At 67.2% G+C, this 25,617-nt stretch carries 21 protein-coding genes and 1 pseudogene; 10 read left to right on the top strand and 12 right to left on the bottom strand.

Going from position 1 to position 25,617, the window contains the following annotated elements; translation table 11 throughout:
* Positions 1-90 precede the first annotated feature (90 nt).
* Positions 91-525, bottom strand: a complete 435-nt coding sequence (locus JQN66_RS13360; protein WP_204675480.1) for a hypothetical protein — start codon at positions 523-525, stop codon at positions 91-93.
* The gene (locus JQN66_RS13355; RefSeq protein WP_204675479.1) at positions 500-2,425 is read right to left on the bottom strand and encodes a primary-amine oxidase; all 1,926 of its coding nucleotides are present in this window, start codon (positions 2,423-2,425) and stop codon (positions 500-502) included. Before JQN66_RS13355 ends, JQN66_RS13360 begins: the two co-directional genes overlap by 26 nt.
* A 129-nt stretch (positions 2,426-2,554) precedes the next feature.
* Between JQN66_RS13355 and JQN66_RS13350 the strand changes: the two genes are divergently transcribed.
* The 4 genes from JQN66_RS13350 to JQN66_RS13335 all read left to right on the top strand — a co-directional run bounded on the left by JQN66_RS13350 (position 2,555) and on the right by JQN66_RS13335 (position 7,177).
* A complete protein-coding gene (locus tag JQN66_RS13350; protein WP_204675478.1) occupies positions 2,555-3,148 on the top strand; it encodes a TetR/AcrR family transcriptional regulator in 594 nt (197 codons plus the stop codon).
* A 105-nt stretch (positions 3,149-3,253) separates the two neighbouring features.
* A complete protein-coding gene (locus JQN66_RS13345) occupies positions 3,254-4,186 on the top strand; it encodes an AraC-like ligand-binding domain-containing protein (RefSeq protein WP_204675477.1) in 933 nt (310 codons plus the stop codon).
* A 106-nt stretch (positions 4,187-4,292) separates the two neighbouring features.
* Positions 4,293-5,726: an APC family permease gene (locus JQN66_RS13340; RefSeq protein WP_204675476.1), complete on the top strand. Its 1,434-nt coding sequence runs from the start codon at positions 4,293-4,295 to the stop codon at positions 5,724-5,726.
* 38 nt (positions 5,727-5,764) lie between these two features.
* Positions 5,765-7,177, top strand: a complete 1,413-nt coding sequence (locus tag JQN66_RS13335; protein WP_204675475.1) for an aldehyde dehydrogenase family protein — start codon at positions 5,765-5,767, stop codon at positions 7,175-7,177.
* A 56-nt stretch (positions 7,178-7,233) separates the two neighbouring features.
* Here JQN66_RS13335 and JQN66_RS13330 read toward each other — a convergent pair whose 3' ends face one another.
* Both JQN66_RS13330 and arr read right to left on the bottom strand, forming a co-directional pair.
* Positions 7,234-7,692: a hypothetical protein gene (locus tag JQN66_RS13330; protein WP_204675474.1), complete on the bottom strand. Its 459-nt coding sequence runs from the start codon at positions 7,690-7,692 to the stop codon at positions 7,234-7,236.
* 71 nt (positions 7,693-7,763) lie between these two features.
* A pseudogene (arr, locus tag JQN66_RS13325) lies at positions 7,764-8,172 on the bottom strand (NAD(+)--rifampin ADP-ribosyltransferase).
* A gap of 169 nt (positions 8,173-8,341) precedes the next feature.
* Between arr and JQN66_RS13320 the strand changes: the two are divergent.
* Entirely contained in the window at positions 8,342-9,154 is an 813-nt protein-coding gene (locus JQN66_RS13320; protein ID WP_204675473.1) for a shikimate 5-dehydrogenase, read from the top strand.
* Positions 9,155-9,281: 127 nt separating this feature from the next.
* Positions 9,282-10,178: a hypothetical protein gene (locus tag JQN66_RS13315; RefSeq protein WP_204675472.1), complete on the top strand. Its 897-nt coding sequence runs from the start codon at positions 9,282-9,284 to the stop codon at positions 10,176-10,178.
* A 75-nt stretch (positions 10,179-10,253) separates the two neighbouring features.
* Here the strand turns inward: JQN66_RS13315 and JQN66_RS13310 are convergent, their stop codons facing one another.
* The 3 genes from JQN66_RS13310 to JQN66_RS13300 all read right to left on the bottom strand — a co-directional run bounded on the left by JQN66_RS13310 (position 10,254) and on the right by JQN66_RS13300 (position 13,733).
* The gene (locus JQN66_RS13310) at positions 10,254-10,712 is read right to left on the bottom strand and encodes an HtaA domain-containing protein (RefSeq protein ID WP_204675471.1); all 459 of its coding nucleotides are present in this window, start codon (positions 10,710-10,712) and stop codon (positions 10,254-10,256) included.
* A gap of 148 nt (positions 10,713-10,860) precedes the next feature.
* Complete coding sequence (locus JQN66_RS13305) at positions 10,861-12,225, bottom strand: aspartate aminotransferase family protein (protein WP_204675470.1); 1,365 nt, start codon at positions 12,223-12,225, stop codon at positions 10,861-10,863.
* Positions 12,226-12,230: 5 nt separating this feature from the next.
* The gene (locus tag JQN66_RS13300; protein WP_188949423.1) at positions 12,231-13,733 is read right to left on the bottom strand and encodes a CoA-acylating methylmalonate-semialdehyde dehydrogenase; all 1,503 of its coding nucleotides are present in this window, start codon (positions 13,731-13,733) and stop codon (positions 12,231-12,233) included.
* Between the two features lie 123 nt (positions 13,734-13,856).
* Here JQN66_RS13300 and JQN66_RS13295 point away from each other — a divergent pair, with 123 nt between their 5' ends.
* Together JQN66_RS13295 and JQN66_RS13290 are read left to right on the top strand one after the other, a co-directional pair.
* The gene (locus tag JQN66_RS13295; RefSeq protein ID WP_204675469.1) at positions 13,857-15,398 is read left to right on the top strand and encodes a PucR family transcriptional regulator; all 1,542 of its coding nucleotides are present in this window, start codon (positions 13,857-13,859) and stop codon (positions 15,396-15,398) included.
* A 114-nt stretch (positions 15,399-15,512) separates the two neighbouring features.
* Positions 15,513-17,270, top strand: coding sequence for an HNH endonuclease signature motif containing protein (locus JQN66_RS13290; protein WP_204675468.1), 1,758 nt, complete (start codon positions 15,513-15,515; stop codon positions 17,268-17,270).
* A 307-nt stretch (positions 17,271-17,577) separates the two neighbouring features.
* Here the strand turns inward: JQN66_RS13290 and JQN66_RS13285 are convergent, their stop codons facing one another.
* The gene (locus JQN66_RS13285; RefSeq protein ID WP_204675467.1) at positions 17,578-18,240 is read right to left on the bottom strand and encodes a TetR/AcrR family transcriptional regulator; all 663 of its coding nucleotides are present in this window, start codon (positions 18,238-18,240) and stop codon (positions 17,578-17,580) included.
* A 152-nt stretch (positions 18,241-18,392) separates the two neighbouring features.
* On the opposite strand from JQN66_RS13285, the gene JQN66_RS13280 reads away from it, so the two are divergent.
* Positions 18,393-19,133: a glucose 1-dehydrogenase gene (locus tag JQN66_RS13280; RefSeq protein ID WP_204675466.1), complete on the top strand. Its 741-nt coding sequence runs from the start codon at positions 18,393-18,395 to the stop codon at positions 19,131-19,133.
* A 4-nt stretch (positions 19,134-19,137) separates the two neighbouring features.
* Here JQN66_RS13280 and JQN66_RS13275 read toward each other — a convergent pair whose 3' ends face one another.
* From JQN66_RS13275 to JQN66_RS13260, 4 genes are all read right to left on the bottom strand, one after another.
* Entirely contained in the window at positions 19,138-21,066 is a 1,929-nt protein-coding gene (locus tag JQN66_RS13275) for an acyl-CoA dehydrogenase family protein (protein ID WP_204675465.1), read from the bottom strand.
* A 99-nt stretch (positions 21,067-21,165) separates the two neighbouring features.
* Positions 21,166-22,218: an ImmA/IrrE family metallo-endopeptidase gene (locus JQN66_RS13270; RefSeq protein ID WP_204675464.1), complete on the bottom strand. Its 1,053-nt coding sequence runs from the start codon at positions 22,216-22,218 to the stop codon at positions 21,166-21,168.
* A gap of 103 nt (positions 22,219-22,321) precedes the next feature.
* Positions 22,322-23,701 (bottom strand): aspartate aminotransferase family protein, encoded by a 1,380-nt coding sequence (locus JQN66_RS13265; protein WP_188949437.1) that lies wholly within the window; start codon positions 23,699-23,701, stop codon positions 22,322-22,324.
* Positions 23,698-24,165, bottom strand: a complete 468-nt coding sequence (locus JQN66_RS13260) for an Lrp/AsnC family transcriptional regulator (protein WP_188949439.1) — start codon at positions 24,163-24,165, stop codon at positions 23,698-23,700. Before JQN66_RS13260 ends, JQN66_RS13265 begins: the two co-directional genes overlap by 4 nt.
* Before the next feature lie 216 nt (positions 24,166-24,381).
* Between JQN66_RS13260 and JQN66_RS13255 the strand changes: the two genes are divergently transcribed.
* Positions 24,382-25,608 carry an ABC transporter substrate-binding protein gene (locus tag JQN66_RS13255; RefSeq protein ID WP_204675463.1) on the top strand — a complete coding sequence of 409 codons (1,227 nt, stop codon included), beginning with the start codon at positions 24,382-24,384 and terminating at the stop codon, positions 25,606-25,608.
* The last annotated feature ends 9 nt before the right edge of the window (positions 25,609-25,617 follow it).

Genomic DNA, 25,617 nt, shown 5'->3' with positions numbered 1-25,617 from the left:
TGAGGGAAATCTACTGCTTATTGTTTTCGGGTGCGCAAAAGCCCCCGCCGATGATCCAGAAATACTGGAACACCCGCGGGGGCTTGGGGCTCAGCCGTGCCGGGGCTGCGTGTGCTGGCGTCGGACCACCAGCGCCGAGGCGAACATCAGCGCGAACTCCATCAGCGCTACCAGCAGCATCGGCACCGCATGGCTGCTCGGGTGCCCGGAGTGCCCGCCGTGATGGCCGGCGAACCAGGGCATCCCGACGACCATGGCGATGTGCGCCGCACCCATGGCCGCGCACATGCCCAGCAGCTCCAGCGCATTCCCGCCGCGCAGTACGCACCAGGCGCACTTCAGGCACCAGGCGGTCATGGCCAGCAGGACAACTGTCCAGAGTGCCGAGTGCGGGATGAGCGCCAGCACCGCCAGATGCACCGCGGCCGAGCCGAGCACCGCCCAGCCCAGCACGCGGTGCCCGGACGGAACCCTGGCGGGCGCCGCCGGCGCGGCCGCGCTAGCCGTTAGAACCGCAGCAGCCATCGGCTTCGGTGGTGGTGGCGCAGCAGCCGTGCTTGGCCGGTTCCGGGACGTCCAGCACCGGCGAGCGGTCGAAGAAGCCCTCGGGGCGGATCTTGAAGCCCACGGTGTCCACCGGCATGATCGGCCAGTCCTCGGTGCGCGGGAAGTGGGTCAGCGCGAAGGTGTGCCAGAGGCTGATCTTCTCCCCGTCGATGCTCTTGTCGTCCTCGATCCAGGAGCCGATGCCGTCCACGCCCGGGTTCTGGTTCACGAAGTCGCCGGTCGGGTAGCGGTGGGCGGCGTCGCGCTGGGTGACCCACAGCGCCTTGGAGGCGAACTCGGCGCGCCGGTGCACCGAGGAGCCTTCGGCGGCCAGCAGGGTCGGCAGGCCCTGGGGCAGCAGCTTGAAGCCCACCGGCTTGCCCAGGTAGTTCTTCTTCTCCGGGTTGGTGACCACCCAGGTGCGCCCGGCGGCCTGGTTCGCGTCGCGCACCGCCTGCTTTTCGGTGGCCAGCACGGTGTGGCTGCGGGTGAAGGCGTTGCCGCGCGGGTTGTCCTCGCTGATCGGCAGGCGCACCGCTTCCTCCTCGATGACCCGGCTCGGACCGCCGTCCAGTGCGAAGTCCAGGCGGGCGCCGAACAGGTGCTGGTGGAATGGGGCGCCCAAGCCCGGAGCCATCTCGGAGGCGAAGCGCTCGTCGCGCATCGCGGAGGTGAACACGATGCCGGTGGCCTTGGCCTCGAACTCGATGGTGCCGTCCAGGTAGAGGTACCAGTAGAAGCCGTAGTCGTAGTTGCCCACGGTGGTGAAGAAGCTGATCACCAGGCGGCGGTTGCGGCGGGTGTACTTCACGCCGGACCAGTCATCGGAGTGCTTGGCCAGGATCGAGGAGTCCTCCTCGTGCATGCAGATGCCGTTGGTGATGGTTTGCGCGTTGCCGTCCGCGTCGGTGATCACCGGGGAGATGTAGTGGATCTCGCCCAGGCAGTCGCAGCCCAGCTCCAGGGAGTTGGCGAAGCGGCCGACCAGGTACTCGCCGGTGTCGAAGTAGTTCTGCCAGCTGCGCACCGGCGAGGGGTCGCCGTAGGGGACCACCATTTCCGCGATGGAGGCGCGGTCCAGGATGCGGCGGCGCTCGCCCTTGTCGTCGAAGCCGATGTTGTAGAGCACCAGGCCTTCGCGCATGTCGAAGCCGATATCCAGCGACCACTTCTCCCACTCGACGTGGTTGCCCTCGGTCACGGTGAAGCTGGCGCCCTCGGGCTGGGTGATCTCGATCGGCTTCTGGGTAGTGCGGATCGGGCCGGTCAGCTCCGGATCGGTGTAGTTGCCGTGGGTAGCGGGCACGTCGACGATGCCGAAGTCCAGCAGCTGGTCGACCTTTTGCTCGATGGTGTCGATGTAAACCACCAGGCCGTCGATCGGGTGGGCCCAGGCGGAGTCCTCGGCGAAGTCCTGGCGGAATGCCAGGCCGCGCAGGATGCGGCGGCCGGACTCCTGCGGGTATTCAAACACGCCGGCGGACAGCGGAGCGACGCGCACCTGGTCGACTGCCAGGCCGCGCTTTTCCAGCGCGGCGGCCCACTGGGCATCTTTGGCCAGGATGGCTTCAACCATCTCGAATTCCTCGACCAGCACCGGAAGCTGGCCTACGGCGGCCGGATCCAGCTCGATGACCGAGGCGACCTCGCCGCGGGTCAGGTCCAGCACCACGTCCTTGGGCTCGTTGCGCGCCTTGTCCATGAGCATGACGCGCACCAGGCGGTCGGCGTTCTGCTCGCTCGGGTCTTCGAGGCCCATGTAGGCGATGCGGGTGCTGCCGGTGAACAGCTGGTTCTCCACCAGCAGCTGCTTGGCGGTGGCGATCTCCTGCTCGGAAAGCAGGGTGAAGTCGGTATCGACGGCGGTGGTTTCAGTCATGATGCTGGAGCCCTTCGGTGACGGGATGTGATCCACAACTTTTTTGTTCTCTGGGTGTAGAGAATACGGCTCTGTGACGCAGGACGCAAGCGCCGCGGTGAAGCACGTCTCTTCGCCTAGGCTTAAGCCATGCCGAAAATCGTCGACCATGACCAGCGCCGCCGCGAGATCGTGGAGGTCACGTGGAGATTCATTGCGCGCGAGGGGATCGCGAAGCTCAATCTTCGCGATCTGGCCGCCGCGGCCGGTTACGCCAACGGCGGGCTGAAGATCTACTTCCCGACCAAGGACGCGATCCTCGCGGCCACCTTCGCCTATGTCGCCGAGGCCACGAATGCGCGCATCGAGCGCAACGCCGGCCAGCTCGAAGGCCTGGCCGCCGTCGAGGCCTTCGCCCACGAGGTGCTGCCGCTGGATGAGCTGCGCCGGGACGAGGCCCGGGTCGCGGTGCACTACTGGCATCTGGCACTGGGGGACCCGGCGCTCGCCGAGGCCAATGCGCAGACCATGCAGGGCTGGCGCGACGGGCTGGACGGCTGGCTGGAACAGCTGCTGGGCGCCGGGCATCCGGAGGCCGGTGCGGCGCGCGATGCGCTGATCAACTTCCTGATGGGCGCGCAGGCCGGCAGCGTGCTCGACGAGCGGGCCAACACCGTGCAATCGCTGCTTGAGCAGCTGGAACACCACCTGGCGGGGTTGCAGCGGCTGGCCGAGCCCCGCTGATTTTTCGTCTACGCCTGCAGAAAAATCGTGACTTTTCGGCGTTTCTGGGCTACCCTCAAACGTGTCGCCCGGCACAGTTGCGGGCGCAGAGCACAGGGGGCGCAAATGTATCAGGTGCAGCACGTTGACTCGTTTTCCGCATGGTCGGCGCTGATCTCCGACGCCTTTGTGCAGCTGCGCAGCGAGCAGGTCTCCCGCGGCCACTTCGCCGCCACGCTCGGGGCCAACATGCTCGGAGACATCGGCCTGATGCGCATCACCGCCAAGCCCCATGCCGTGCTGCGCACCGAAGACCTGAGCACCAGCGGCGACGGGGACTACTACAAGGTTTCCTACCAGCTCGACGGGCACGGACTGCTTGTCCAGGACGGCCGAGAAACCGTGCTTTCCCCGGGCGACCTGGCCATCTACGATACCCAGCGCCCCTACACCCTGGCCTTCGAGAAACCCGCCTCCGTGGTCGTGGCGCTGGTGCCGCACGACCAGTTCCGGCTCTCGCCGCAACAGGTCGCGCAGATCACCGCGGTGGCGCTCAAGGACGAGCACCCGCTGGCCGGGACCGTCACGCCGCTGCTGCGCCATCTGGGCAACAACCTCTCCACCTGGGACCAATTCGGGGGTTATTCGCTGGCCCGCAACACCGTGGACCTGATCGCCACCGCGCTGGCCGGGGCACTGGGCGGGGAGAACCAGGCTGATTCGAAGTCCGCGCAGCGCCAGCGCATCACCGCCTACATCGACGCGCACCTGGATGAGCCGGAACTGGATCCGGCCCGCATCGCCGCCGCGCATTTCATCTCCGTCCGTTCGCTGCATGCCCTGTTCGAGCACGAGCCGCGCACCGTCGCGGCACTGATCCGGCACCGCCGCATGCAGCAGGCCAGCGCGCTGCTGCGCGACCCGCTGCTGGGTGACATCTCGGTGCAGCGGATCGGCGCCCGTGTGGGCATCCCGGACGCGGCCGGCTTCAGCCGCATGTTCTCCCGAGAATTCGCCCTCACCCCGGGACGCTACCGCCAGCAGCAGGCCGCGGCCTAGGATGCCCGGAACCTGCGCTCAAGTGCAAGACACCTGCACGCAATGCCAAGGTGATCCACGCCACGCCGGGGGATCCTAGAGGTACTTACTCGCAATGGGGGATCCAATGGGACTTGAACAACGCAAACTGGGCGTCCCCGCCCTGGTCGTCATGATCATCGCGGCCAGCGCACCGCTCACCGCCGTCGCCGGCGGCGTCACCACCAACTACGCTGTCACCGGCATGCAGTCCGTGCCGCTGTCCTTCCTGGTGGTCGGCGCCATCCTGCTGGTCTTCAGCATCGGCTACACCGCCATGAGCCGCCACATTCCCAACGCCGGCGCCTTCTACGCCTACATCGCCCAGGGCCTGGGCCGTGCCTGGGGCGTCGGCTCGGCCATGATCGCGGTGGTCAGCTACAACCTGATGCAGATCGGCATCTACGGCATGTTCGGTTTCGCCGCTTCGTCCTTCGCCAATTCCATGATGGGCACCGCGATCCCGTGGTGGGCCACTGCGCTGGTGGCCTGGGCCCTGGTCGGGCTGCTGGGCGTGAACCGCGTGGACTTCTCCGTCAAGGTGCTGGGCATCGTGGTGGCCGCCGAATTCCTGGTGGTCATCATCTACAACGTGATGGCCTTCGTTGTTTCCCCGGAGGCTCCCGCCCCGGGCGCCGCCTTCGACATCTCCGATGCGATCGCCCCGGGCATGGGCGCGGTCATGGCCTTCACCATCGCTGCCTTCATGGGCTTCGAATCCGGCACCATCTACAACGAAGAGGTCAAGGACCCCAAGCGCACCGCCCGGGTCGCCACGATCATCGCCGTGATCGTGATCGCCTGCTTCTACGCCTTCTCCGCCTTCGCGATCTCCGTGGGCGAAGGCGCCTCCAACGTGCTGGGAGCCACCGCAGAATTCGGTCCCGACCTGATCTTCGTCTTCTTCGCCACGCACGCCCCGGCCTGGTTCGTCGACCTGGCCAACCTGCTGTTCATCACCAGCCTGTTCGCCGCGCTGCTGGCCTTCCACAACGTGGTGGCCCGCTACTTCTACGCCATGGGACGTGGCGGCGCGCTGCCGTCCATCCTGGCCGGAACCTCCCGACGCACCCAGGCCCCGGTCGCCGGCTCGCTGGCCCAGTCGCTGCTGGCGCTCATCGTGGTCGCGGTCTTCGCGGTCATCTCCACCGGGCAGGACCCGATGTTCATCGTGTTCACCATGTTCACCTGGCTGACCAACTCCGCTGCCTTCGGCCTGGTGCTGCTCATGGCGCTGACCTCGTTCGCGATCATGGGCTACTTCGCCAAGCACCGCACCAAGGATTCGCTGCTCACCCGGGTCATCGCCCCGCTGCTGTCCGGCCTGGCACTGGTCTTCATCTTCATCCAGATCATCGTCAACTTCGACGTCTTGCTCGGCATGGAGGAACCGGGCATGCTGGGATACATCTTGATGGCCGTGGTCATCGTGCCGGGCATCATCGGATTCCTGGTGACCTCTGCGGTCCGCACCCGCACCGTCGACACCGACGCCGAGCCCGAACACCTTTCCGTCCACTAAGTACACCCGCAACACCCACGCAATAAGGAGCCAAGTCAATGGCCTACGCAAATGCCCAGGAACTGCTGGCGGCAATCCAGCCCGCAACCGGAGGCACCGAAGTCCTCGATCCGGCCACCGGCCAGATTGTCGGCCGCGTCGAGGAGAAGTCCGTCGCCGACCTGGACGCCGCGGTCGCCGCGGCCCGCGCGGCCCAGCCGGCCTGGGACGCCCTGGGACACGAGGAGCGCAAGCGCCTGCTGAACGCCGCCGCGGACAACATCGAGGCGAACGCCGAGGCCCTGGCCGAACTGCTCTCCCGCGAGCAGGGCAAGCCGCTGAACGGCCCGAACGCCCGCTTCGAGGTCGGGGGAGCCGCCGCCTGGCTGCGCGCCGCGACCGCCTACGACGTGGACCCGGAGGTCGTGGTGGACGACGGCGAAACCTACGCCGCCAAGCACTACCGAGCCCTGGGCGTGGTCGGCGCCATCGGCCCGTGGAACTGGCCGATGATGATCTCCATCTGGCAACTGGCCCCGTCGCTGCGCATGGGCAACACCGTGGTGATGAAGCCCAGCGAGTACACCCCGCTGTCGGTCATCGCCCTGGGCCACATCCTCAACGAGGTCCTGCCGGCCGACGTGCTGCATGTGGTGGCCGGCGGCCGCGAGGTCGGCGAGAAGCTCTCCGCGCACCCGGACATCGACAAGATCATGTTCACCGGCTCCACCCGCACCGGCAAGGCCATCATCCGTTCCTCGGCCGACACCGTGAAGCGGCTGACCCTGGAACTGGGCGGCAACGACGCCGGCGTGGTCATGGAAGACGCCGACCCGAAGGCCATCGCCCAGGACCTGTTCTGGGGCGCGTTCATCAACACCGGCCAGACCTGCGCCGCGCTCAAGCGCCTGTACGTGCCGGAATCCATCTACGACGAGGTCTGCACCGAGCTGACCGAGGTCGCCAAGGCCATGCCGATGGGCGTGGGCCTGGACGAGAACAATGTGCTCGGCCCGCTGCAGAACAAGGCGCAGTACGACATCGTCGCGGACCTGGTCTCCGACGCCGTCGCGTCCGGCGCCACCGTCCTGCTCGGCGCCAACCCGGACGAGTCGGCCGCCGGCTACTTCTACCCGACCACGTTGATCAGCGACATCGACCCGTCCAACCGCCTGGTCACTGAGGAACAGTTCGGCCCGGCCCTGCCGATCATCAAGGTGAAGGACAGCGACGAGGCGATCAAGCACGCCAACGCGCTGGAGGTCGGTCTGGGCGCCTCGGTCTGGGGCACGGACCGCGCCAAGGCCCTGGACGTCGCCGCCCAGCTGCAGGCAGGCACCGTGTGGATCAACTCGCACGGCACCATCGACCCGCGCATCCCGTTCGGCGGCGCGAAGCAGTCCGGCTACGGCCTGGAGTTCGGCCTAGACGGCCTGAAGTCCCTGGCCCAGCCGCAGGTCATCAAGGGCTAGGTTGCCGTTCTCGGGCGCCGGATCGCAAGATCCGGCGCCCGAGGCCTTTGACGGCGTTATCCGGCAGGCTTGGGGTGGTAGTGGTACCAGACGTCCTCGATGAACGGCTCGTTGCCGTCGCGGATCTCCACCGGCACGTCGTTGAACCTGGTGCCGTCATCCAGCGTGATGCCCACGCTCATCCATGACCCGTTGAAGGTGCCGAGGCTCAGCTGCGCCGGATTGTACTGCCGCTCGATGTTCGCCTCCAGATTTCGCGCCGACGACGCAAACCCCGCCGCCGAGGCGATGCCCAGCACCACGACCAGCAGCGCACCCAGCCCGCCGGCGATCACCTCGGTGCGGATGGAGGAGCGCAGCTTGTAGGTTTGGTAGCCCTCGGGCAGCTGCTCGAACTTCTTCCGGCGGTACCATCCGTGCAGCAGCAGGGGAACCGTGGCAATCAGCAATGCTCCGGCCACGGCGACGCCGATCAGCGGGGTGCCGAAATCAACGTTCAGGTATTGAGACTCCATGCCACCAAGCTATGGCTTGCGCGCTCCGAGTTCGACCGCATTTGGGATGATCTTCGTTATGGCGACTCGCGCTAGTTGATGATTTCGGCGCGCGGATCATCGCGCAGCTGCGCGAGCCGCTCGCGCCAGCCGGCCAGCGCCTCCGGGGTCAGCCGATTCCAGTCGGCCACCTCGCGGATCACCCGCAGCGGTTTGGCGCTTCGGTAGGAGCGTGTCGGTGCCGGGGAATTTCTTGTCCGTGACATTCGGATCGTTCTCGAATTCCCCGGTTGGTTCCACCTGATACACGTGCGGCGTGCCGTCCAGGGCTGCAACCTCTGCCGCCAGCCCTGCCCCGTCCTTCAACGCGGTGAAGTAGATGTGGTTCATCAGGATCTCGGGGCGGTAGTTCGAGGGGTGCCCCGCCGTCAGCAGCTCTCCGGGCTGCAACATCGCCTTGGTTCCGTGAAAGAACGGCCCGGGATCAAGCTTGTTATCCATGCGCCCAGACTACGCCTGCCCCGTTGGGCCCAACGGCTGGGAACAGGCGGCCCGCGGACACATGCCCCCAACCCGGGACTGAAAAAATCATCTTTAATCTTCCGAGTGAGCCTCGCTCGCCCGTATATTGAGGAGAGAACCCCTGGACGACGAAGGAAGAGATCCCTGCATGCCCATCCTTAATAAAGACATGACCCTGTGCATCTCGCTGTCAGGCCGGCCATCGAACATCGGCACCCGCTTCCACAACTACCTCTACGAGGAGCTGGGGCTGAACTACATCTACAAGGCCTTCTCCACCGACGACCTGGCCGGAGCGATCGCCGGCGTCCGTGCGCTGGGCATCCGCGGCTGCTCGGTTTCCATGCCCTTCAAGGAGGAGGTCATGGCATTGGTGGACACCATCGAGCCATCGGCGGCGGCCATCGATTCGGTGAACACCATCGTGAACACCGACGGCCACCTCAGCGCCTCCAACACCGATTTCGAGGCGATCGCCACGCTGATCCAGCACCACGAGCTGGATCCCGCCGCGACCGTGCTGGTCCGCGGATCCGGGGGCATGGCCAAGGCAGTGGTCGCGGCATTCCGCGCTGCGGGCTTCGAGAACCTGACCGTGCTGGCCCGCAACGAGGCCACCGGCGGGTCTTTGGCACAGAAGTACGGCTACCGCTTCATTACAGCGGATCCGGAACCGGGGCACCAGATCCTGGTCAACGTCACCCCGCTGGGCATGGACGGTGCGCAGGCCGAGGTCCAGTCATTCAGCGACGCGCACATCGCCGCCGCGCAGACCGTGTTCGACGTGGTCGCTTTCCCCAGCCAGACCCCGCTGGCCATCGCGGCGCGGGAGCAGGGCAAGCAGGTCATCACCGGGGCCGAGGTCATCGCATTGCAGGCCGCCGCGCAGTTCGAGAAATATACCGGCCATGCGCTCAGCGCGGACCAGGTAGCCCGGGCCTCGGAGTTCTCTCGCCTGTAGGGGGAAATTTCGCCAGACGGCACCCCTTCAGATCCTGGCGTCATATTTCCCGCACAGAGCGGAGCCACTGCATAGACTTGCTCGAACGGGAAAGAACCTGCTGTCGGAGATATAGGAGTTGGCGCCTATGCCAGCACGAAATACGACCATATTGGAGATGGAGTACGACAACTATCCAGCGTGGAAAAGGCATTCCCCGTGGATCTTTAGGCTGTCACTTGGGTTAGCACTGGTTGTCGGCTCCGTGATCCTCATTGGAATCTCCGCTTCGTACACGTATGAGCCTGAACATCAAGGGCTCTTGCTCCTGTTTGCAGCTATGTCTTTCTTGGCGCTGGGTGTATCGCTCTTTTTCCTGCTCACCAGCATCGGGAAGATGAGATTGGCTTGGCGTGCATACCGGCGATCTCGGGGACATTTCACGCGCTCGGAGAAGAAGATCAACGAAGAACGGCAGAATCTGCTGGACACCCAATTCGCGGCCGCGGAATTAGCGCGGCATCTGCTTGAAAATTCCTGGCGGCCAATGACTCCGGACTGGAATGTTGTTCTGCAGCCCGATGAAAAAGCAATCACCCGAGGAGTCGCACATTATGCACGCTTCTACGGGATGAACGTTTCGTATAGCCAAAGTTCTGGATTCTTCATGGGAAGGCCCTCTTTCGTTGCTGTCGGCTTAGCAGCCACTGCGATAGGCAATGCCACCCGGCGGCGACAGGCCGAAGCCATGGCCCAATCGCAATGGCGCGAGCAACAGATCGTCCAAACACTGGTGACGACTCATAGGATTCTTTGCCAACGTGCGGATGGGGCTTGGCTGAGTTTCTACTTCAGCGGCGTGACGAACATCGACGCGGATGCAGGAACGGGTACCTTGATTTTGCATTTTCCCGATGCCGAACCGCTGATGCTGGGTGGCCCGGGCGGCTTGTTCGCAGCGGTGGTTGCTGTCTGGGCGTTGCATGGCTACGAAGGGCTGCGCGGCTATCCCGGTCTGCAGCTGCTGCGTATGCTCAGCACATAACAACTAGGCAAAGCACAACGATGGAGAAATGCCCGGCACCGCCAAGGGTGCCGGGCCGCCCTGTAATAGGTGTTTCTAGCCGCGCAGGGTGACTTCGACTTCTTCCATGGCCTGCCCGGCAGGGTACTGGCCGTTGAACATCTTCGAGCCCTCCTCGGTAACCACGGCGGAGAACCGGGTCCGGGTCATGCCCATGGCGTGCGAGACCCCGGTTTCGGCCAGTTCGGCGATGGCGGTGCGGCCCTCGGGAGTGTCGATGGTCAGGAAGATCGACTCTCCCCGGTTCTCGATGTGCGGTTCGTTCAGCTCGAGCTTCATCATCCCGCCGTGGCCGGAGAAGGACACCCGGCCGTTGAACCAGATTTCGTTGTCGGGAACATCCACGGCCGGGTGCACTGGGAAGGCCAGCGCGTTGCCGACCTGCCACACCCCGTTCGAGGCTTCGATGCGGCCGTCGGCCAGGGATGAAATGTATCCAACGAACGAGGCCTTGACGCCCCACTGAAGATGCGGCTGGAAAGCGTCGCCTGCCATGGGTTCCTCCATAAAGATTGTGCGGGTGACCCCAGTATTTCACAGCAGGCGAGGGGCCGGGCGGCCCATTCATCTGCCAGCGAATTGTTAATGCCGAATGTTAAAAAGCACAGCTGGCAGGGGAATCCTGCCAGCTGTGCGGGTGCAGCTACTTGACGAAGCCGTCGGCGACGACCAGCGCCTGCTCCAGCTTGTCCAGCGCCTCGATCAGCACCTCGTCCGGGATGTTCATGGCCGGAACCACGTGCAGCCGGTTGAAGTTCGCGAACGGCAGCAGGCCTGCCGTGCGGGCGGCGGCGATGACCTGGTTCATCTCCGGCGAGCTGCCGCCGTAGGCAGCCAGCGGTTCGCGGGTCTCGCGGTTGACGACCAGCTCGATCGCCCAGAACACGCCGGTTCCGCGCACGTCGCCCACCGAGGGGTGGTCCGCCTTGAACTGCGCCAGGCGCGGGCCGATGATCTCATCGCCCAGGCGCTTGGCGTTGGCGACCAGGTCCTCGTCCTCCATCGCCTTGATGGTGGCCACCGCCGCGGCGCAGGCCAGCGGGTGTCCCGAGTAGGTCAGGCCGCCCGGGTAGACGCGCTCGCGGAAGGTCTCGAAGATCTCCTGCGAGATGGCCACGCCGCCCAGCGGAACGTAGCCGGAGTTCACGCCCTTGGCGAAGGTGAGCAGGTCCGGGGTGATGTCCCAGTGGTTCACCGCGAACCATTCGCCCGAGCGGCCGAAGCCGGCCATGACCTCGTCGGCGATGTACACGATGCCGTACTTGCGGGTCAGCTCGCGCACCCCGGCCATGTAGCCCGCCGGCGGCACGTAGATGCCGGCGGTGCCCGGGATGGACTCCAGGATCAGCGCCGCGATGTTGCCGGCGCCCTCCAGGATGATCAGGTCCTCCAGGTGCTTCAGCGCGCGCTCGGTCTCCTCGGCCTCCGTGGCGGCCCCGAAGTAGGAGCGGTACGGGTAGGCCGGGAAGAAGTGCACGATGCCGTCAGCGCCGGCGTCCGAGGCGAAGCGCCGCGGGTCGCCGGTGATGTTCACGGCCAGGTGGGTGCCGCCGTGGTAGGAGCGGTAGGCGGAAAGCACCTTGTGCTTGCCGGTGTGCAGGCGCGCCATGCGCACCGCGTGCTCCACCGCGTCGGCGCCGCCGTTGGTGAAGAAGATCTTGTCCAGGTCGCCCGGGGTGTGCGAGGCGATCAGCCGCGCGGCTTCGGAGCGGGCGTCGTTCACGTGCTGCGGGGCGATCGTGGCGATCTTGCCGGCCTGCTCCTGGATCGCCGCGACGACCTTCGGATGCTGGTGGCCGACGTTGGTGTTGACCAGCTGGCTGGAGAGGTCGATGAGCTTGTTGCCCTCGCCGTCCCACACGTACGAGCCCTCGGTCTTGAGGATCGTCATCGGGTTGAACGGACCCTGCGCCTGCCAGGAATGGAACACGTGCTCGCGGTCCAGCTCGTGGGCGCGCCGGCCCTGCGCAATCTGGTCGCTGGTGATATCGCTGATTTCGGTAGTCATGGGTCCTAGTCGTTCTGTGGGAAGCCGAGGTTGATGCCGCCGTGGCTCGGGTCCAGCCAGCGCTTGGTGACAACCTTGTTGCGGGTGAAGAACTTGAAGCCCTCCGGGCCGTAGGCGTGCTGGTCGCCGAACAGCGAGGCCTTCCAGCCGCCGAAGGAGTGGTAGCCCACCGGCACCGGGATCGGCACGTTCACGCCGACCATGCCCACCTGGATCTCGTTCTCGAAGCGGCGGGCCGCGCCGCCGTCGTTGGTGAACACCGCGGTGCCGTTGCCGTACTTGGAGGAGTTGATCAGCTCGATGCCCTCGTTGAAGGTCTTCACGCGCACCACCGAAAGCACCGGGCCGAAGATCTCATCGGTGTAGATGCTCATGTCGGTGGTGACGTTGTCGAACATGGTCGGGTGCAGGAAGAAGCCTTCGCCGTCCGCGTCGATGGCGCCGGTGCGGCCGTCCAGGGCCAGGGTGGCGCCGGCGGCGATGCCCGCGTCGATGTAGCCGGCGACCTTGTCGCGGTGCTCTCCGGTGATCAGCGGGCCCATGTCGCAGCCGCGGGTGCCGTCGCCCACGCGCAGGGTCTTGGCGCGTTCGGCGATCTTGCCGACCAGCTCGTCGGCGATGTTCTCCAGCGCGACGACCACGGAGATCGCCATGCAGCGCTCGCCCGCGGCGCCGAAGCCGGCGTTCACGGCCATGTCCGCGGCCAGGTCCAGATCGGCGTCCGGCAGCACCAGCATGTGGTTCTTCGCTCCGCCGAAGGCCTGCACGCGCTTGCCGTTGGCGGTGCCGGTGGAGTAGACGTACTGCGCGATCGGGGTCGAGCCCACGAAGGACACGGTGGAGATGCGCTCGTCGTTCAGCAGGGTGTCCACCGACTCCTTGTCGCCGTGCACCACGTTCAGCACGCCCTCGGGCAGGCCTGCCTCCGCGAACAGCTCGGCCAGCCAGTTGGCGGCCGACGGGTCCTTCTCCGAGGGCTTGAGCACCACGGTGTTGCCCGAGGCGATGGCGACCGGGAAGAACCACAGCGGCACCATGGCCGGGAAGTTGAACGGGGAGATGATCGCGGACACGCCGACCGGCTGACGCATGGACTGCACGTCTACGCCGGTGGAGGCGTTCTCCGAGTACTCGCCCTTGAGCAGGTACGGCGCGTTGCAGGCCAGCTCCACGACCTCCATGCCGCGGGCGACCTCGCCCAGCGCGTCATCCAGCACCTTGCCGTGCTCCTCGGTGATGATCGCGGCCAGCTCGCCCTTGCGCTCGGCCAGCAGCTGGCGGAAGGTGAACATGATGGCGGTGCGGCGGGCCAGCGAGGTGTCGCGCCACTTCGGGAAGGCGGCGTGCGCGGCGGCGATCGCGGCCTCGGTGGTGGCCTTGGAGGCCAGGGCGACCTCGCGGGTCACCTCGCCGGTGGCCGGGTTGTAGATCTTGCCGGTGCGGTCATCGCCGCTGTAGGCGGCATTGTTGATCCAGTGCTGCAAGGTGGTCGTCAGCGTCGTGCTCATTGTTGCTCCTTGAATGTCCTCGTATGGTTTCCTGCATTCATCATGGGGCACGAACATGGCCTGCAACACACTCAGTGTGTAATGATTTATCGTGAAGCTGCGACGAAGTGTAAAGGTGCGAGGATGCTGACGGTCGACGACGTGCTGGCCCTGCCGGTGGTGCAGGAGGCGGATCCGCAACTGCTGTGCGCCGAGGGGCTCGACGCGGAGCTGCGCTGGGTGCACGTGACCGAGTCCGAATCCAACGTGGACCTGCTCTTCGGCCGCGAGCTGGTGCTCACCACGCTGCGCAACGTGTCCGACGTGCGCGGTTTCCTCCAGCAGCTGCGCGACGCCGGCGCCGCGGGCGTGATCATCGAGGCCCCGGGCGCCGCCGAGCTGCCGGTGGCCGGGCTCGGCTTCCCGGTGATCCGGCTGTGCCGCAAGGTCCGCTTCGTGGCCATCACCGAAATCATCCACCAGAAGCTGGTCGCCCAGCAGCTGGCCGACCTGCAGTTCTCCCGCAGCGTGCACGAAATCTACACCGGGCTCTCGCTTTCCGAAGCCGACGAGCAGGCCATCGTGGAACGCACCGCGCAGCTGCTTCACGCCCCCGTGGTGCTCGAAGACGTGCGCCACCTGGTCCTCGCCCACGCGAACGCGGATTTGGACGACTGGATCTCCCGCTCCCGGTTCGTCGGCTACCTGGATCACACCGGGCGGTCGGCGGGCGCCGAGAACTGGCTGCAGACCCCGGTGGGCGCGGCCCGCGGCCGCTGGGGCCGGCTCATCGTCCCGGCCGTGCTGGATGACGACGCCGGCGCCGCCCTGGTGCTCGAGCGCGCCGGCCAGGCGCTGACCATCGCCCGGCTCTCCGGGCGCGACCAGCGCGAACTGCTCTACCAGGCGCGCACCTCGATGCTGCACGAGCTGCAGGCCGCGCACGGCTACAGCGACAAGGAGGTCGCGGTGCGCGCCCAGTCACTGGGCCTGGACGCCGCGCCCTACTACGTTCCGCTGGTGCTGTCGCTGGCCGCCGCCGAGCGCACCCCCACGGAAACCCAGCTGGCCGAACGCGCCGCGCTGGAGGTCATCGAGCAGCTGGCCGACACCCTGCGCCTGGGGGTGCTGGCCGGGTCGCTGAAGCCGGGCTACCTGGCGGTCATCCTGCCGGTGCGCGCCCGCGAGCTGGTGGACTCCGCGTTGCAGGGCTTCACCCGCCGGCTGGCCGAGCAGCTGGCCGAGCAGCTGGCAGGGCCGGCCGCGATCGGCGTCGCCGCCGAGGGCCCGCTGGCCGCCTGCCTGTCCCGGCTGGACGAGGCCGCCCATGTCGCGCAGATCGTCCCGCACCTGCCCACGCGCGCCCGGCCCTACTACCGCTTCGCCGACCTGCGCCTGCGCGGGGTGCTCTCCGCCATGGGCGCCGATGCCCGGCTGCGCGCCTTCGCCCACACCGAACTGGCCGGCCTGCTCTCCCCGCCCGATGCGGACGGACTGCAGCTGCTGGAGCTCTACCTGGCCCACGGCGGCAACAAGTCCGCCCTGGCCAAGGCCGGCTACTACTCCCGCCCCACGCTCTACGCCCGGCTGGCCAAGCTGGAGGACAAGCTCGGGGTCTCGCTGGACTCGGCCGAATCCCGCGCCAGCTTGCAGGTGGCGCTGCTCTGGTACCGGATGCACGGCTGAGCGCGCACCTGTTACAGGACCGAGCGCACGCTGCGTGGCGGCGCGGACCTTGGGTTATCCCCACCTTGCCGCGCATCAGCCCCGCACCCGCCACCGCAAGGGCAGGCTGGATCCATGAGCACCAGCAGCGAAGCACTTCTCGACCTGTCCGCCGCGGACAGGCTGCTCGGATCGGCGGTGAGCGCCCTGTCCGACCCCGACGTCCCCGCAGGGCACGCCGCCTATGCGGCGCTGCTCATCGAGCACCTCTCGCAGCAGCTGAGCCGAGCCCAGCTGCACGCCGCCGAAGCAGTGCGCCGCACCGGCGCCCACAAGCTCGACGCCGACTCCCTGCAGGCCATCGCCGACGGCGGGCTGGAACCCACGCCCCAGCAGGTCGAGGCCGCCGCCGGCCGCACCACCGGCGGGCGCACGCACTTCAAGAAGGCGCTGGACCTGCTGGCCGGCTGGCTGAACGTCCCGGTCTCCACCGCCCGTGAACGGCTCTCCTCGGCGGACTGCCTGATCGCCCAGGTCACCGATGCCGGCGAGCCGGCGGCTCCCGCGCTGCCGGTGCTGGCCGCGGCCCTCGACGATCCGGGGACCGACCCCCGACTGGTCATCTCCGCCGCGCGCAAGCTCAGGGCCGCGGACAAAGACCTGGGGACCGGGCCCGAGGCGGAGCAGACCCGGGTCGAGCTCCAGGAGCTCGCGCTGGAACTCATCCGCAGCCAGCCGGCCACCGCACGCAAGCACATTTCGGCGCTGATCGCCCAGGCGGTGGGGGAGCAACGCCCGCCCGAGGCCCTGCTCTCCCAGATCGGCATCTACCCGCTGGGCATCCGCAACGGGCTCGAGCGCTTCCTGGTCAAGCTCCTGCCCTCGCAGGGCGAAACCATGCACGCCATCTTCCGCGCCATCGACAACCCGAAAACCATGGCCGGCAACCGCGACGCGCTCGCCGAGCAGGCCGCCGCGCTCGTCGACGACGGCGCCGCCCCCGGCTGGGACGACGAGTCCACCATGCCGGACTGGGCCAAGGCGGCGGACGATGCCGATGGCAACAGCACCGGCGATGGCACCGGCGACGGCACCGGCTGGGTCGGCGAAGGCACCGAAGACGAAACGCCCGAGGCCTCCGAGCCCGGCGGCGAGCCGGACAGCGCGGCCGGCCCGCCGGACAATCCGCCCGCTGAAGCGCGGAAAACGGAACTTCCCGGCCCCTTCGAGGACCTGCGGCCGGAGCTGCGGCACCTGCTGGGGCTGATGGCGGTGCTGCAGGCCAACGGGCCGGGCGCCCTGGCCAGCGACGGCCACGCGGTGATCACCCCGCAGATCGGCGTGCTGCTGGACTACGACAAGATGCTCGAATCCGGCCGGGACTTCGCGGTCACCACCTCGGGCATCCCGATCCCGGCGGGGCAGGTGCGAGCCATGGTGTGCAATGCCGGGCTGTACCCGGTGGTGCTTAACGGCAAAAGCCGCATCCTTGACCTGGGCCGGACGCAGCGGCTGTTCTCCAAACCCCAGGCCCGGGCGATCCGCGCCGCCTACCGCGGCTGCGGCTATCCGGGGTGCAGCATGCCGGCGCACCGCTGCGAGCTGGACCACCTGGACAAGTGGGAGCGCGGCGGGCGCACCGACATCGAGAGCAGCGACCTGTTCTGCGAAATCCACCACATCGCCCGGCATTGCGGACTGTTCCATTCGGTCAAGGTCAAGGGCTCGCGCCCCATGGTGCTGCTGCCCAGGGAACTGGATCCCGAGCAGCGCCTGCAGTTCAACACCTACTTCTTCTCGCCCTCGGAGGCCCTGCGGCTGGCCGAGTGGGCGCGGCGGGCCACGGCGCTGTGGCGGGCGGGCCAACTGGACGCCACGATCGCCGACCCCTGAGTTTCTCACGGCGGACTTCGCCTGGTTCCTGCCGCGACAGCAGAACTTTGCTGACGTAATCGGCGCCATTAATCGATCAACGGGCCAAGCGGGACTCCGCGAATCGGAACTGCAAGAACCTCCGGGCGGCTTCGGCCATGCTGGTGTGTACGGGCCGATCCCAGAGCCGAGGGCATTCGCCAGGCGAAGTCCGCTCCTAGAGCGGGACAGCTTGCGGCCAGCAGCGCAGAAGTCCATGCTGCGCGCCTGCCGACGACTGGGTATCCGTACTCGTCGGCAAGGGGATTTTCCGGACCATCGCTGGAAGTCACGGCCCTCGCGGCTCTTCGACCGGGCCCAGCGGTGTCGGCTTTCTCAAATGTTCGACGGCAAGTGCATTCCAGCTTTGCGCGACAAGCACCGCTAACCGATCTTCGTCGATCGGCCTGCCGAACGCTCGACGCCGGAACGCGACGAACAACGGCGCCATGAAGACCATGGCTATGGCCTCGGAAGTCGACTCGTCGGGGCAAACTGCGGCATCCACCAAAGCACGGGCCAATGGGCGAGCTCCGGGCAGGACATCGGGCAGCAACTGATTGGCCAAGCGGCGGTCTCTGTCGGCGGCCTCGAAGACCGGTCGCATAAGCGCTGCGGCTGCAACCCAGCAGCCAAATCCACGAGCGATCCAACAACGGATTTCCTCGACCTCGGGATCGCGCAGTAGATCGGCTAGTTCCCGGTAGTCACTTTCGAAATAGTGTTCCGCGCGACGTGCCAGTTCGAAGAGCAGATCGCTTTTGCGCCGGAAGTGCAGGTAGAACGTGGCGCGGCTGGTTCCCGCCCGCGCCGCAATTTCGTCGATCCGGCTGTCCTCATATCCCCTATCGGTGAAAACGAGCACTGCGGCGTCGACGATCAGCTCACGGGTGGCGGCCTTTTGGCGAGCTCTGAGGGACGGCGTCGCGACGGCGTTTCGATACGGTGGCATGACCCCATGCTAGACAAGATCTCGGTTTCGTCTACTGAGTCGACACCAGGGCAGGTGGATTGACCGTCCAGCCGGTCAATGGTTTTCTGGTCCCACGACCAGCCCGCCCAGCCGCGCCGGCGAAAGCGACAGCATACGGAAAGAAGCAACGCATGAGACTTGCAGGAAAACGCGCACTGATCACCGGAGCCGCCATGGGGATGGGGGCCGCCCACGCCCGTGCCTTCATCGCGGAGGGGGCCACCGTGCTGCTCGCGGACATCAATGACGAAGCCGGCCGCGCGCTGGCTGAAGAGCTTGGCGACCGCGCCAGCTATGTGCACCTGAACGTGGCGGATGCCGAGGAGTGGGACGCCGCGGTGGGGAAGGCCGTGGCGGAGTTCGGCGGGCTGGACGTGCTGGTGAACAACGCCGGGATCCACGACGATGCGCCGCTGGAAGACACGACCTTGGAAAGCTGGAACCGGGTCATGGACATTAACCTGACCGGAGCCTTCCTGGGCATGCGCGCGGCCGTGCGCGAACTGAAGAAGTCAGGCGCCTCCTCGATCGTGAATGTGTCCTCCACCGCCGGGCTGGAAGGGTACCCGAAGCGGCACGCCTACTGCGCCTCGAAATGGGGGTTGCGCGGGTTGACCAAGTCCGCGGCGCTGGAGCTGGCGGAGTTCGGCATCCGGGTCAACTCGGTGCACCCCGGCGCGGTGGCCACCGCACTGACCCAGGCGCTGCGGCCGCTGACCGATGCGGATCTGGCCGGCAACTCGCTGGAGCGCTTCGCCCGGCCGGAAGAGGTCAGCGGCCTGATCCTCTTCCTGGCCAGCGACGAATCGAGCTTCTGCACCGGCGGCGAATACGCGGTGGACGGCGGCATTTCCGCGGGCACCAGATACTAGCGGGTCAGTCCGCCGTTCCGTAGGGGCGGCGGACGTCCTCGCGGGCGGACTCGGACCATGGCGCGATCCACGGGCCGGTGCCCTCGGACACGTCGCGCACGCCCTCCTCGAGCCACAGGTACGCCCCGTCCAGCAGGTCCGCGGCCACCTTGTCGTCGTGCGATGTGGCGTCCCACAGGTGCTCGAAGTGGTCCTCGCAGCGCCGGGTCGCCTGCTCGCAGAACGCCTGCGCCAGGGTCTCGGCGGAGAAGCGCTCGGGGGCGGTGGAATCCAGCAGCGCCGAGGTCTTGGCGATCACCGCGGCCATGGCGAACAGCTCCGCGCCGATGTCCACGATGTGCCCCAGGAACACCTGCTGTTTCTCCAGCCCCGCCTGCCAGCGCGCCATCCCGGCGAAGGTCTGGCGGGCCAGCTTGCGGCTGGTGCGCTCGATGTAGCGCAGGTGCTTGGCCAGCGGGCCGTGCTCCGAATAGGTGCCGGGCAGGCTTCCCGCGCCGGCGACGAGCTTGGGCAGCCAGCGCGCATAGAACCCGGAGGCGTCGCGCGCCGCGGCGGCCTTTTCGGCCAGCGTGGAGTCGGCCACCGCCAGCGCCCCGGCGGCCTGCAGGTGGGCGTCGACGGCCTCGCGGGCGATGAGCAGGTGCATGATCTCGGTGGATCCTTCGAAGATGCGGTTGATGCGCAGGTCGCGCAGCAGCTGCTCGACCGGGACCGCGCGCTCGCCGCGGCCCGCCTGGGAGGCGGCGGTCTCGTAGCCGCGCCCGCCGCGGATCTGCACGAGCTCGTCGGCGATCTGGCAGGAGAGCTCGGAGGAGTACAGCTTGGCCAGCGCGGCCTCGATGCGCACGTCCTTCATCCCGGCATCCGCCAGCAACGCGCTGACCTCGAACACCGCCTCCAGTGCATAGGTGCTGGCCGCGATGTAGGCCAGCTTGGAGGACACGGCCTGATGCTCGCCGATCGGCCGGCCCCACTGCACGCGGGCGGCGGACCATTCGCGGGCGATCTTCGTCGCCCATTTGCCGGCCCCGGCGCACATCGCCGGGATGGACAGCCGCCCGGTATTCAGCGTGCTCAGCGCGATTTTCAGGCCCGAGCCCTCGCGCGAGAGCCGGTTGGCGGCCGGCACGCGCACCTGGGAGAAGCGGGTCACGCCGTTCTCGATCCCGCGCAGGCCCATGAACGCGTTGCGGTTTTCCACGGTGATGCCCGGCGCGTCGGCCTCCACGATGAACGCGGTGATCCCGCCCTTGCCGGCCGGCTGTTCGCCGCAGGCCTCGTGGGGTTCGACGGCTGCCATGACCACCAGCAGCTCCGCGACCACCCCGTTGGTGGTCCACAGCTTGGCGCCCTCCAGCGTGTAATAGGCGCCGTCCGCGCTCAGCGTCGCGCGGGTGCCCAGGCGCGCGGGGTCCGATCCCACGTCGTTCTCGGTGAGCAGGAAGGCGCTGATAGCCCCGGCGGCGCAGCGCGGCAGGTACTCGCGCTTCTGCGCCTCGGTGCCGAAGGACTTGACCGGCTCGGGCACGCCGATGGACTGGTGGGCCGAAAGCAGGGCTCCGATCGCCGGGCTGACCGAGCCCACGCGCATCAGGGCGCGCCCGTAGTCCAGCAGGCTCAGCCCCCGCCCGCCGTAGTCGGTCGGGATCTTCATGCCGAACGCGCCCACCTCGCGCAGCGCGGCGATGTACTCGTCGGGCACCCGGGAGTCCGACTCGATGCGCCCGGGGTCGAATCCGTCCAGCACAGTTTCCAGTTCGGCGATGAAGGCCGCGCCGCGGGCCGCGGCCTGGGGATCCGGCGCGGGCAGCGGCTCGATCAGCGAGAAGTCGACCTCGCCCATGTAGATGCCCTTGGCGAAGCTCGGCCGCTGCCAGCCCTGTTCGCGGGATTCTTCGGCCAGTGCACGGGCCTTGGCGGCGTTGATGTCCATGGCAGTACCCTTTCGAGACCGGGCGGCAGGCCACCGCCTGGAATGCCCAGCCTAGTCCGGCCGCGCGTGCGGCGCTAGGGCGGAGCCGGTGCGCCCGGGTTAGGACAGCGCACGCAGGTGCCCGGGCATCCCGAGCGGGGCTGCATCCTGCAGCCCGGGCAGCACCATGAAGGCATGCCCGAAGGTCAGGTCGTGCAGGGTGCGGGCCGGCACCCCCAGGGCGGCGGCGATCCGCAGGGTGCCCATCCGGTCCTCGCCGCGCAGCGACGGGAACACCAGGGAGAACACCCGCGAGGCCAGCGGTGCGCGGCGCGGCGCCGGTTCAAGGGCCAGCTCCTGCACCAGCCAGCTGTAGCTGGAGTCGCCGAGCATGCCGCAGTCGCGGGCATGGGACAGGATGATGTGCGCCGGGACGCCGAACAGCTCCTGCGCATCCAGCAGCTGGGGCATCCGCAGGGTGTCGCCCACGCGCGCCTGCAGCGACAGCGCCGGCAGCAGCAGCCGCGAGGCGAACTGCTCGGCCTCGGCTTCGGCGGCGGCGTGCCCGTCGGCGCCCAGCGCGGAGTGCAGCAGCAGATGGCCCAGTTCGTGCGCCAGCTGGTGGCGCTGGCCGGTGCGGTCCCCGGCGGCCAGGAAGATGAATGCCTGCCCGTCTTCCCAGAAGCTGAAGCTGGGGCCGTCAGCCAGGCTGAGCACGCGCACGCCGCGCGATTCGAGCACGTAGAGCAGGTCGGGCACCGGCCCGCAGCCCAGGTTCCAGTCCAGGCGCAGCTGCGCGGCGGCGGCCTCCGCGTCGAGCCCGGTGTAGTCGGGCACTTCGGTGTCCGGCAGCAGGTAGTCGCCGGTGATCAGGTCGTAGAGTTCGACCCCGGTGCGGCCCAGGGCCGAGCAGGAGGTTTTCCGCGCGCGGGAAATGCGCCGCGGGGTGCGGAAGAAGATGCGTTCGACGTCGATTCCTGCCGCCGGAGGGCGGTGGAAGTAGCCCGGGGCGCAGCCCAGCGCGCCGGCCAGTTCGCCGGCCATGGCTTCGGGGGCGCCGCAGGTTTCGTAGCGGCGGACGGTGGATTCGGCGACCTGGATCAGTCGGGCGAGATCCATGGCGCTGTACCCCGCAGCGTGGCGGGCCAGCGTAATTCGGGTCGGTTCCAGCATGACGTTCCTGCTTCCATGACTGCTTAAACCACACAGTAGTGTCACAGGCCACAAAGCACCAATCGGGCGCAGCCAGGTTACACGGCTGCGCCCGAGGGGCGTGCTAGATCTTGCTGGATGCCTCCGAGAGCACCGAGCGCAGGATCGACTCGATCTGGTCGAACTCGGGCTGGCCGATGGTGATCGGCGGCGCGAGCTGGATGACGGGGTCGCCGCGGTCATCGGCGCGGCAGTACAGCCCGGCCTCCCACAGCGCCGGGGTGAGGTACTCGCGCAGCAGGCGCTCGGACTCCTCGTCGTTGAAGGTCTCCTTGGTGGACTTGTCCTTCACCAGCTCGATCCCGTAGAAGTAGCCGGCCCCGCGCACATCGCCCACGATGTCGATGTCCTTGAGCTTCTCGAGGGTGGACTTGAAGGCGTCGGCGTTGCGGTGCACATTGCCGTTCAAATCCTCGCGCTCGAAGATGTCCAGGTTCGCCATCGCCACCGCCGCGGCCACCGGGTGCCCGCCGAAGGTATAGCCGTGGTAGAAGGTGGTATCCCCCTTGGTGAACGGCTCGAACAGCTTCTCCGAGGCGATCATCACGCCCAGCGGCACATAGCCGCTGGTCAGCGCCTTGGCGGAGGTGATGATGTCCGGGGTGTAGCCGAAGTCGTTGCAGGCGAACATGTCCCCGATGCGGCCGAAGGCGCAGATGGTCTCATCGGACACCAGCAGCACGTCGTATTCGTCGCAGATCTCGCGCACCCGGTCGAAATAGCCCGGGGGAGGCGGGAAGCAGCCGCCGGAGTTCTGCACCGGCTCCAGGAAGACCGCGGCCACCGAGTCGGCGCCCTCGAATTCGATGGCCTCGCGGATGCGCTCGGCGGCCCACAGCCCGAAGTCCTTCTCATTCTCGGAGAACATCTCCGGGGCGCGGTAGAAGTTGGTGTTCGGTACCCGGAAGGTGCCGGGCACCAGCGGCTCGAACGGCGTCTTCATCCCCGGCAGCGAGGTGATCGCCAGGGCACCCTGGGGGGTGCCGTGGTAGGCCAGCGCGCGGGAGATGACCTTGGTCTTGCCCGGCTTGCCCTTGAGCTTGAAGTACTGCTTGGCCAGCTTGAACGCGGATTCCACCGCCTCGCCGCCGCCGGTGGTGAAGAAGACGCGGTTCAGGTCCCCGGGGGCGTAGCCGGCCAGGCGCTCGGCCAGGTCGATGGCCGGTTCGTGGGCGTAGGACCACAACGGCATGAAGGCCAGTTTCTCGGCCTGCTTGGCCATGACCTCGGCCAGCTCGGCGCGGCCGTGGCCCGCGTTGACGACGAACAGCCCGGCCAGGCCGTCGATGTAGCCGCGGCCGGCGTCGTCGTAGATCATGTGCCCCTCGCCGCGCGAAATGATCGGCACCTTGCCCCCGTTGTACAGGCCGGAGTGGCGGGCCATGTGCATCCAGAGGTGGTCGCGGGCTGCTTGCTGGCGGTCGGTGCCAAGTGGAGTATTCATCGTGTTCCCCAGTTGTATTCCTGTTTTTTGAGTGAAAGGTAGGTGAAGGTATTGGTGCTGAGCACGCCGTCGATGCCGCGGATGGTGCTGATGACCCGCAGCAGGTCCTCATCGCTGGAGCAGATCACCTCGGCGAGGATGTCCGCGTTGCCGGCGGTGACCACGCAGTAGTCGACCTCGGGCAGCTCGGCGATCCTGTCGGCGGTGGCGCTGATGTCCGAGGCGGCGACGATGCTGATCATCGCCTGCCGGGTGAAGCCCAGCTCCAGCGGGTTGGTGACGGCCACGATTTGCATGATCCGGCTGTCGGCGAGCTTCTGCACACGCTGGCGGACGGCCGCCTCGCTCAGGCCCACGGCCTTGCCGATGGCGGCGTAGGAGCGTCGGCCGTCTTCCTGCAGCTGCTCGATGATCTCCTTGGAAATCTCGTCGATGCCGGCGCTCGCCGGTGGCGGCAGTGTCATGGTCATCCTCGTCTCAAGAGCGTTAGCCACGACCATACAGCCACTGAATCAGTTGCGAAAGGGGTTGATTGATAAAGTTTTCGACGCTATGGGGCGGATTTTCGTATGGAATCTTTTGTCGAGGTCTTGTCACTGCCCCGTCGACCTGACAGGATGTTCCACAACACGTTCCGTGTGATCGATCGCACATCTGCGATGAGAGATGGGGGATGGACGATGTCGCACTCGCAAAAGCTGCCGCAGGATCCGAACATTCGAGCGCTGGTCAGCGCCATGAGCCAGCGCAGCCTCAGCCGCCGCTCGGTACTCGGCGCCGCCGGGGCCCTGGGGCTGGGTGGACTGCTCGCCGCCTGCGGCACCGGGGGGAGCAAGACCGGGGCCGCCGCAGGCCCTGCCGCGGCCGATATTTCTGCCTCGGACCCGACGTTGAACTGGGCCAACTGGACGCTCTACCTGGACTACGACGATGCTGCCAAGGCCTATCCGACGCTCGAAGCATTCACCAAGCAGACCGGCATCAAGGTGAACTATTCGGAGGACGTCGACGGCAACGACACCTATTACGGCAAGGTGCAGGCCCAGCTGAAGTCGGGGCAGGACATCGGCCAGGACATTTTCACGCTGACCGACTGGATGGCCGGGCGCGTGATCCGCCAGGACTACACCCAGGCGCTGGATCCGGTGAACATCCCGAACAGCTCGAACCTGCTGCCGAGCCTGCAGAACGTGGACTTCGACCCGGGCCGCGAACACTCGCTGACCTGGCAATCCGGCTACGCCGGCATCGCCTGGAACAAGGCGAAGTACCCCAAGGGGCTCAAGAGCGTCGCGGATCTGTGGGACCCGTCGCTGAAGGGCAGGATCACGGTGCTCGACGAAATGCGCGACACCATGGGTCTGCTGATGCTCCAGGACGGCGTGGACATCTCCGGCACGTGGGGGCAGGACGAATTCCAGAAGGCGCTGGAGGTGCTGCGCGGGAACATCGACAGCGGCCAGATCCGGCAGGTCAAGGGCAACTCCTACAAGGAAGACTTCATCTCCGGCGACGCGATCGCCGGCATCGTCTGGTCCGGGGACCTGGTGCAGATGAACTTCGAGAACGACGACCAGTGGGAGTTCGTGATCCCCGAGGCCGGCGGCACGTTATGGAGCGACAACCTGATGGTCCCGATCGGCTCCCCGCGCAAGGCCAATGCGGAGAAGCTGATGGACTACTACTTCCAGCCGGAGGTCGCGGCGCAGGTCGCCGCCTACGTGAATTTCATCTGCCCGGTGACCGGCGCCAAGGAAGCGATGGAGAAGATCGACCCGTCGCTGATGGCGAATCCGCTGATCTTCCCGGCCGAGGAGGATCTGGCCAAGGCCCACGTCTTCCGGTCGCTGGACGCGGACGAGGAATCGAGTTTCGCCGCAGATTTCCAAAGCGCCATCGGCGCCTGAGCACGAGGA

Origin of the sequence: Glutamicibacter protophormiae (genome assembly GCF_016894325.1) — a bacterium.
Lineage (GTDB): Bacteria > Actinomycetota > Actinomycetes > Actinomycetales > Micrococcaceae > Glutamicibacter > Glutamicibacter protophormiae.
This window is presented reverse-complemented; position numbering and strand designations above follow the sequence as displayed.

What these genes read in the sequence shown, in the direction of transcription:
- JQN66_RS13265 (WP_188949437.1), bottom strand. Translation starts at nt 23,701, where the DNA reads ATGAATACTCCACTTGGCACCGACCGCCAGCAAGCAGCCCGCGACCAC.
- JQN66_RS13320 (WP_204675473.1), top strand. Translation starts at nt 8,342, where the DNA reads ATGCCCATCCTTAATAAAGACATGACCCTGTGCATCTCGCTGTCAGGC.
- JQN66_RS13345 (WP_204675477.1), top strand. Translation starts at nt 3,254, where the DNA reads ATGTATCAGGTGCAGCACGTTGACTCGTTTTCCGCATGGTCGGCGCTG.
- JQN66_RS13280 (WP_204675466.1), top strand. Translation starts at nt 18,393, where the DNA reads ATGAGACTTGCAGGAAAACGCGCACTGATCACCGGAGCCGCCATGGGG.
- JQN66_RS13310 (WP_204675471.1), bottom strand. Translation starts at nt 10,712, where the DNA reads ATGGCAGGCGACGCTTTCCAGCCGCATCTTCAGTGGGGCGTCAAGGCC.
- JQN66_RS13355 (WP_204675479.1), bottom strand. Translation starts at nt 2,425, where the DNA reads ATGACTGAAACCACCGCCGTCGATACCGACTTCACCCTGCTTTCCGAG.
- JQN66_RS13275 (WP_204675465.1), bottom strand. Translation starts at nt 21,066, where the DNA reads ATGGACATCAACGCCGCCAAGGCCCGTGCACTGGCCGAAGAATCCCGC.
- JQN66_RS13300 (WP_188949423.1), bottom strand. Translation starts at nt 13,733, where the DNA reads ATGAGCACGACGCTGACGACCACCTTGCAGCACTGGATCAACAATGCC.
- JQN66_RS13295 (WP_204675469.1), top strand. Translation starts at nt 13,857, where the DNA reads ATGCTGACGGTCGACGACGTGCTGGCCCTGCCGGTGGTGCAGGAGGCG.
- JQN66_RS13315 (WP_204675472.1), top strand. Translation starts at nt 9,282, where the DNA reads ATGCCAGCACGAAATACGACCATATTGGAGATGGAGTACGACAACTAT.
- JQN66_RS13255 (WP_204675463.1), top strand. Translation starts at nt 24,382, where the DNA reads ATGTCGCACTCGCAAAAGCTGCCGCAGGATCCGAACATTCGAGCGCTG.
- JQN66_RS13270 (WP_204675464.1), bottom strand. Translation starts at nt 22,218, where the DNA reads ATGCTGGAACCGACCCGAATTACGCTGGCCCGCCACGCTGCGGGGTAC.
- JQN66_RS13260 (WP_188949439.1), bottom strand. Translation starts at nt 24,165, where the DNA reads ATGACACTGCCGCCACCGGCGAGCGCCGGCATCGACGAGATTTCCAAG.
- JQN66_RS13335 (WP_204675475.1), top strand. Translation starts at nt 5,765, where the DNA reads ATGGCCTACGCAAATGCCCAGGAACTGCTGGCGGCAATCCAGCCCGCA.
- JQN66_RS13340 (WP_204675476.1), top strand. Translation starts at nt 4,293, where the DNA reads ATGGGACTTGAACAACGCAAACTGGGCGTCCCCGCCCTGGTCGTCATG.
- JQN66_RS13350 (WP_204675478.1), top strand. Translation starts at nt 2,555, where the DNA reads ATGCCGAAAATCGTCGACCATGACCAGCGCCGCCGCGAGATCGTGGAG.
- JQN66_RS13360 (WP_204675480.1), bottom strand. Translation starts at nt 525, where the DNA reads ATGGCTGCTGCGGTTCTAACGGCTAGCGCGGCCGCGCCGGCGGCGCCC.
- JQN66_RS13285 (WP_204675467.1), bottom strand. Translation starts at nt 18,240, where the DNA reads ATGCCACCGTATCGAAACGCCGTCGCGACGCCGTCCCTCAGAGCTCGC.
- JQN66_RS13305 (WP_204675470.1), bottom strand. Translation starts at nt 12,225, where the DNA reads ATGACTACCGAAATCAGCGATATCACCAGCGACCAGATTGCGCAGGGC.
- JQN66_RS13290 (WP_204675468.1), top strand. Translation starts at nt 15,513, where the DNA reads ATGAGCACCAGCAGCGAAGCACTTCTCGACCTGTCCGCCGCGGACAGG.
- JQN66_RS13330 (WP_204675474.1), bottom strand. Translation starts at nt 7,692, where the DNA reads ATGGAGTCTCAATACCTGAACGTTGATTTCGGCACCCCGCTGATCGGC.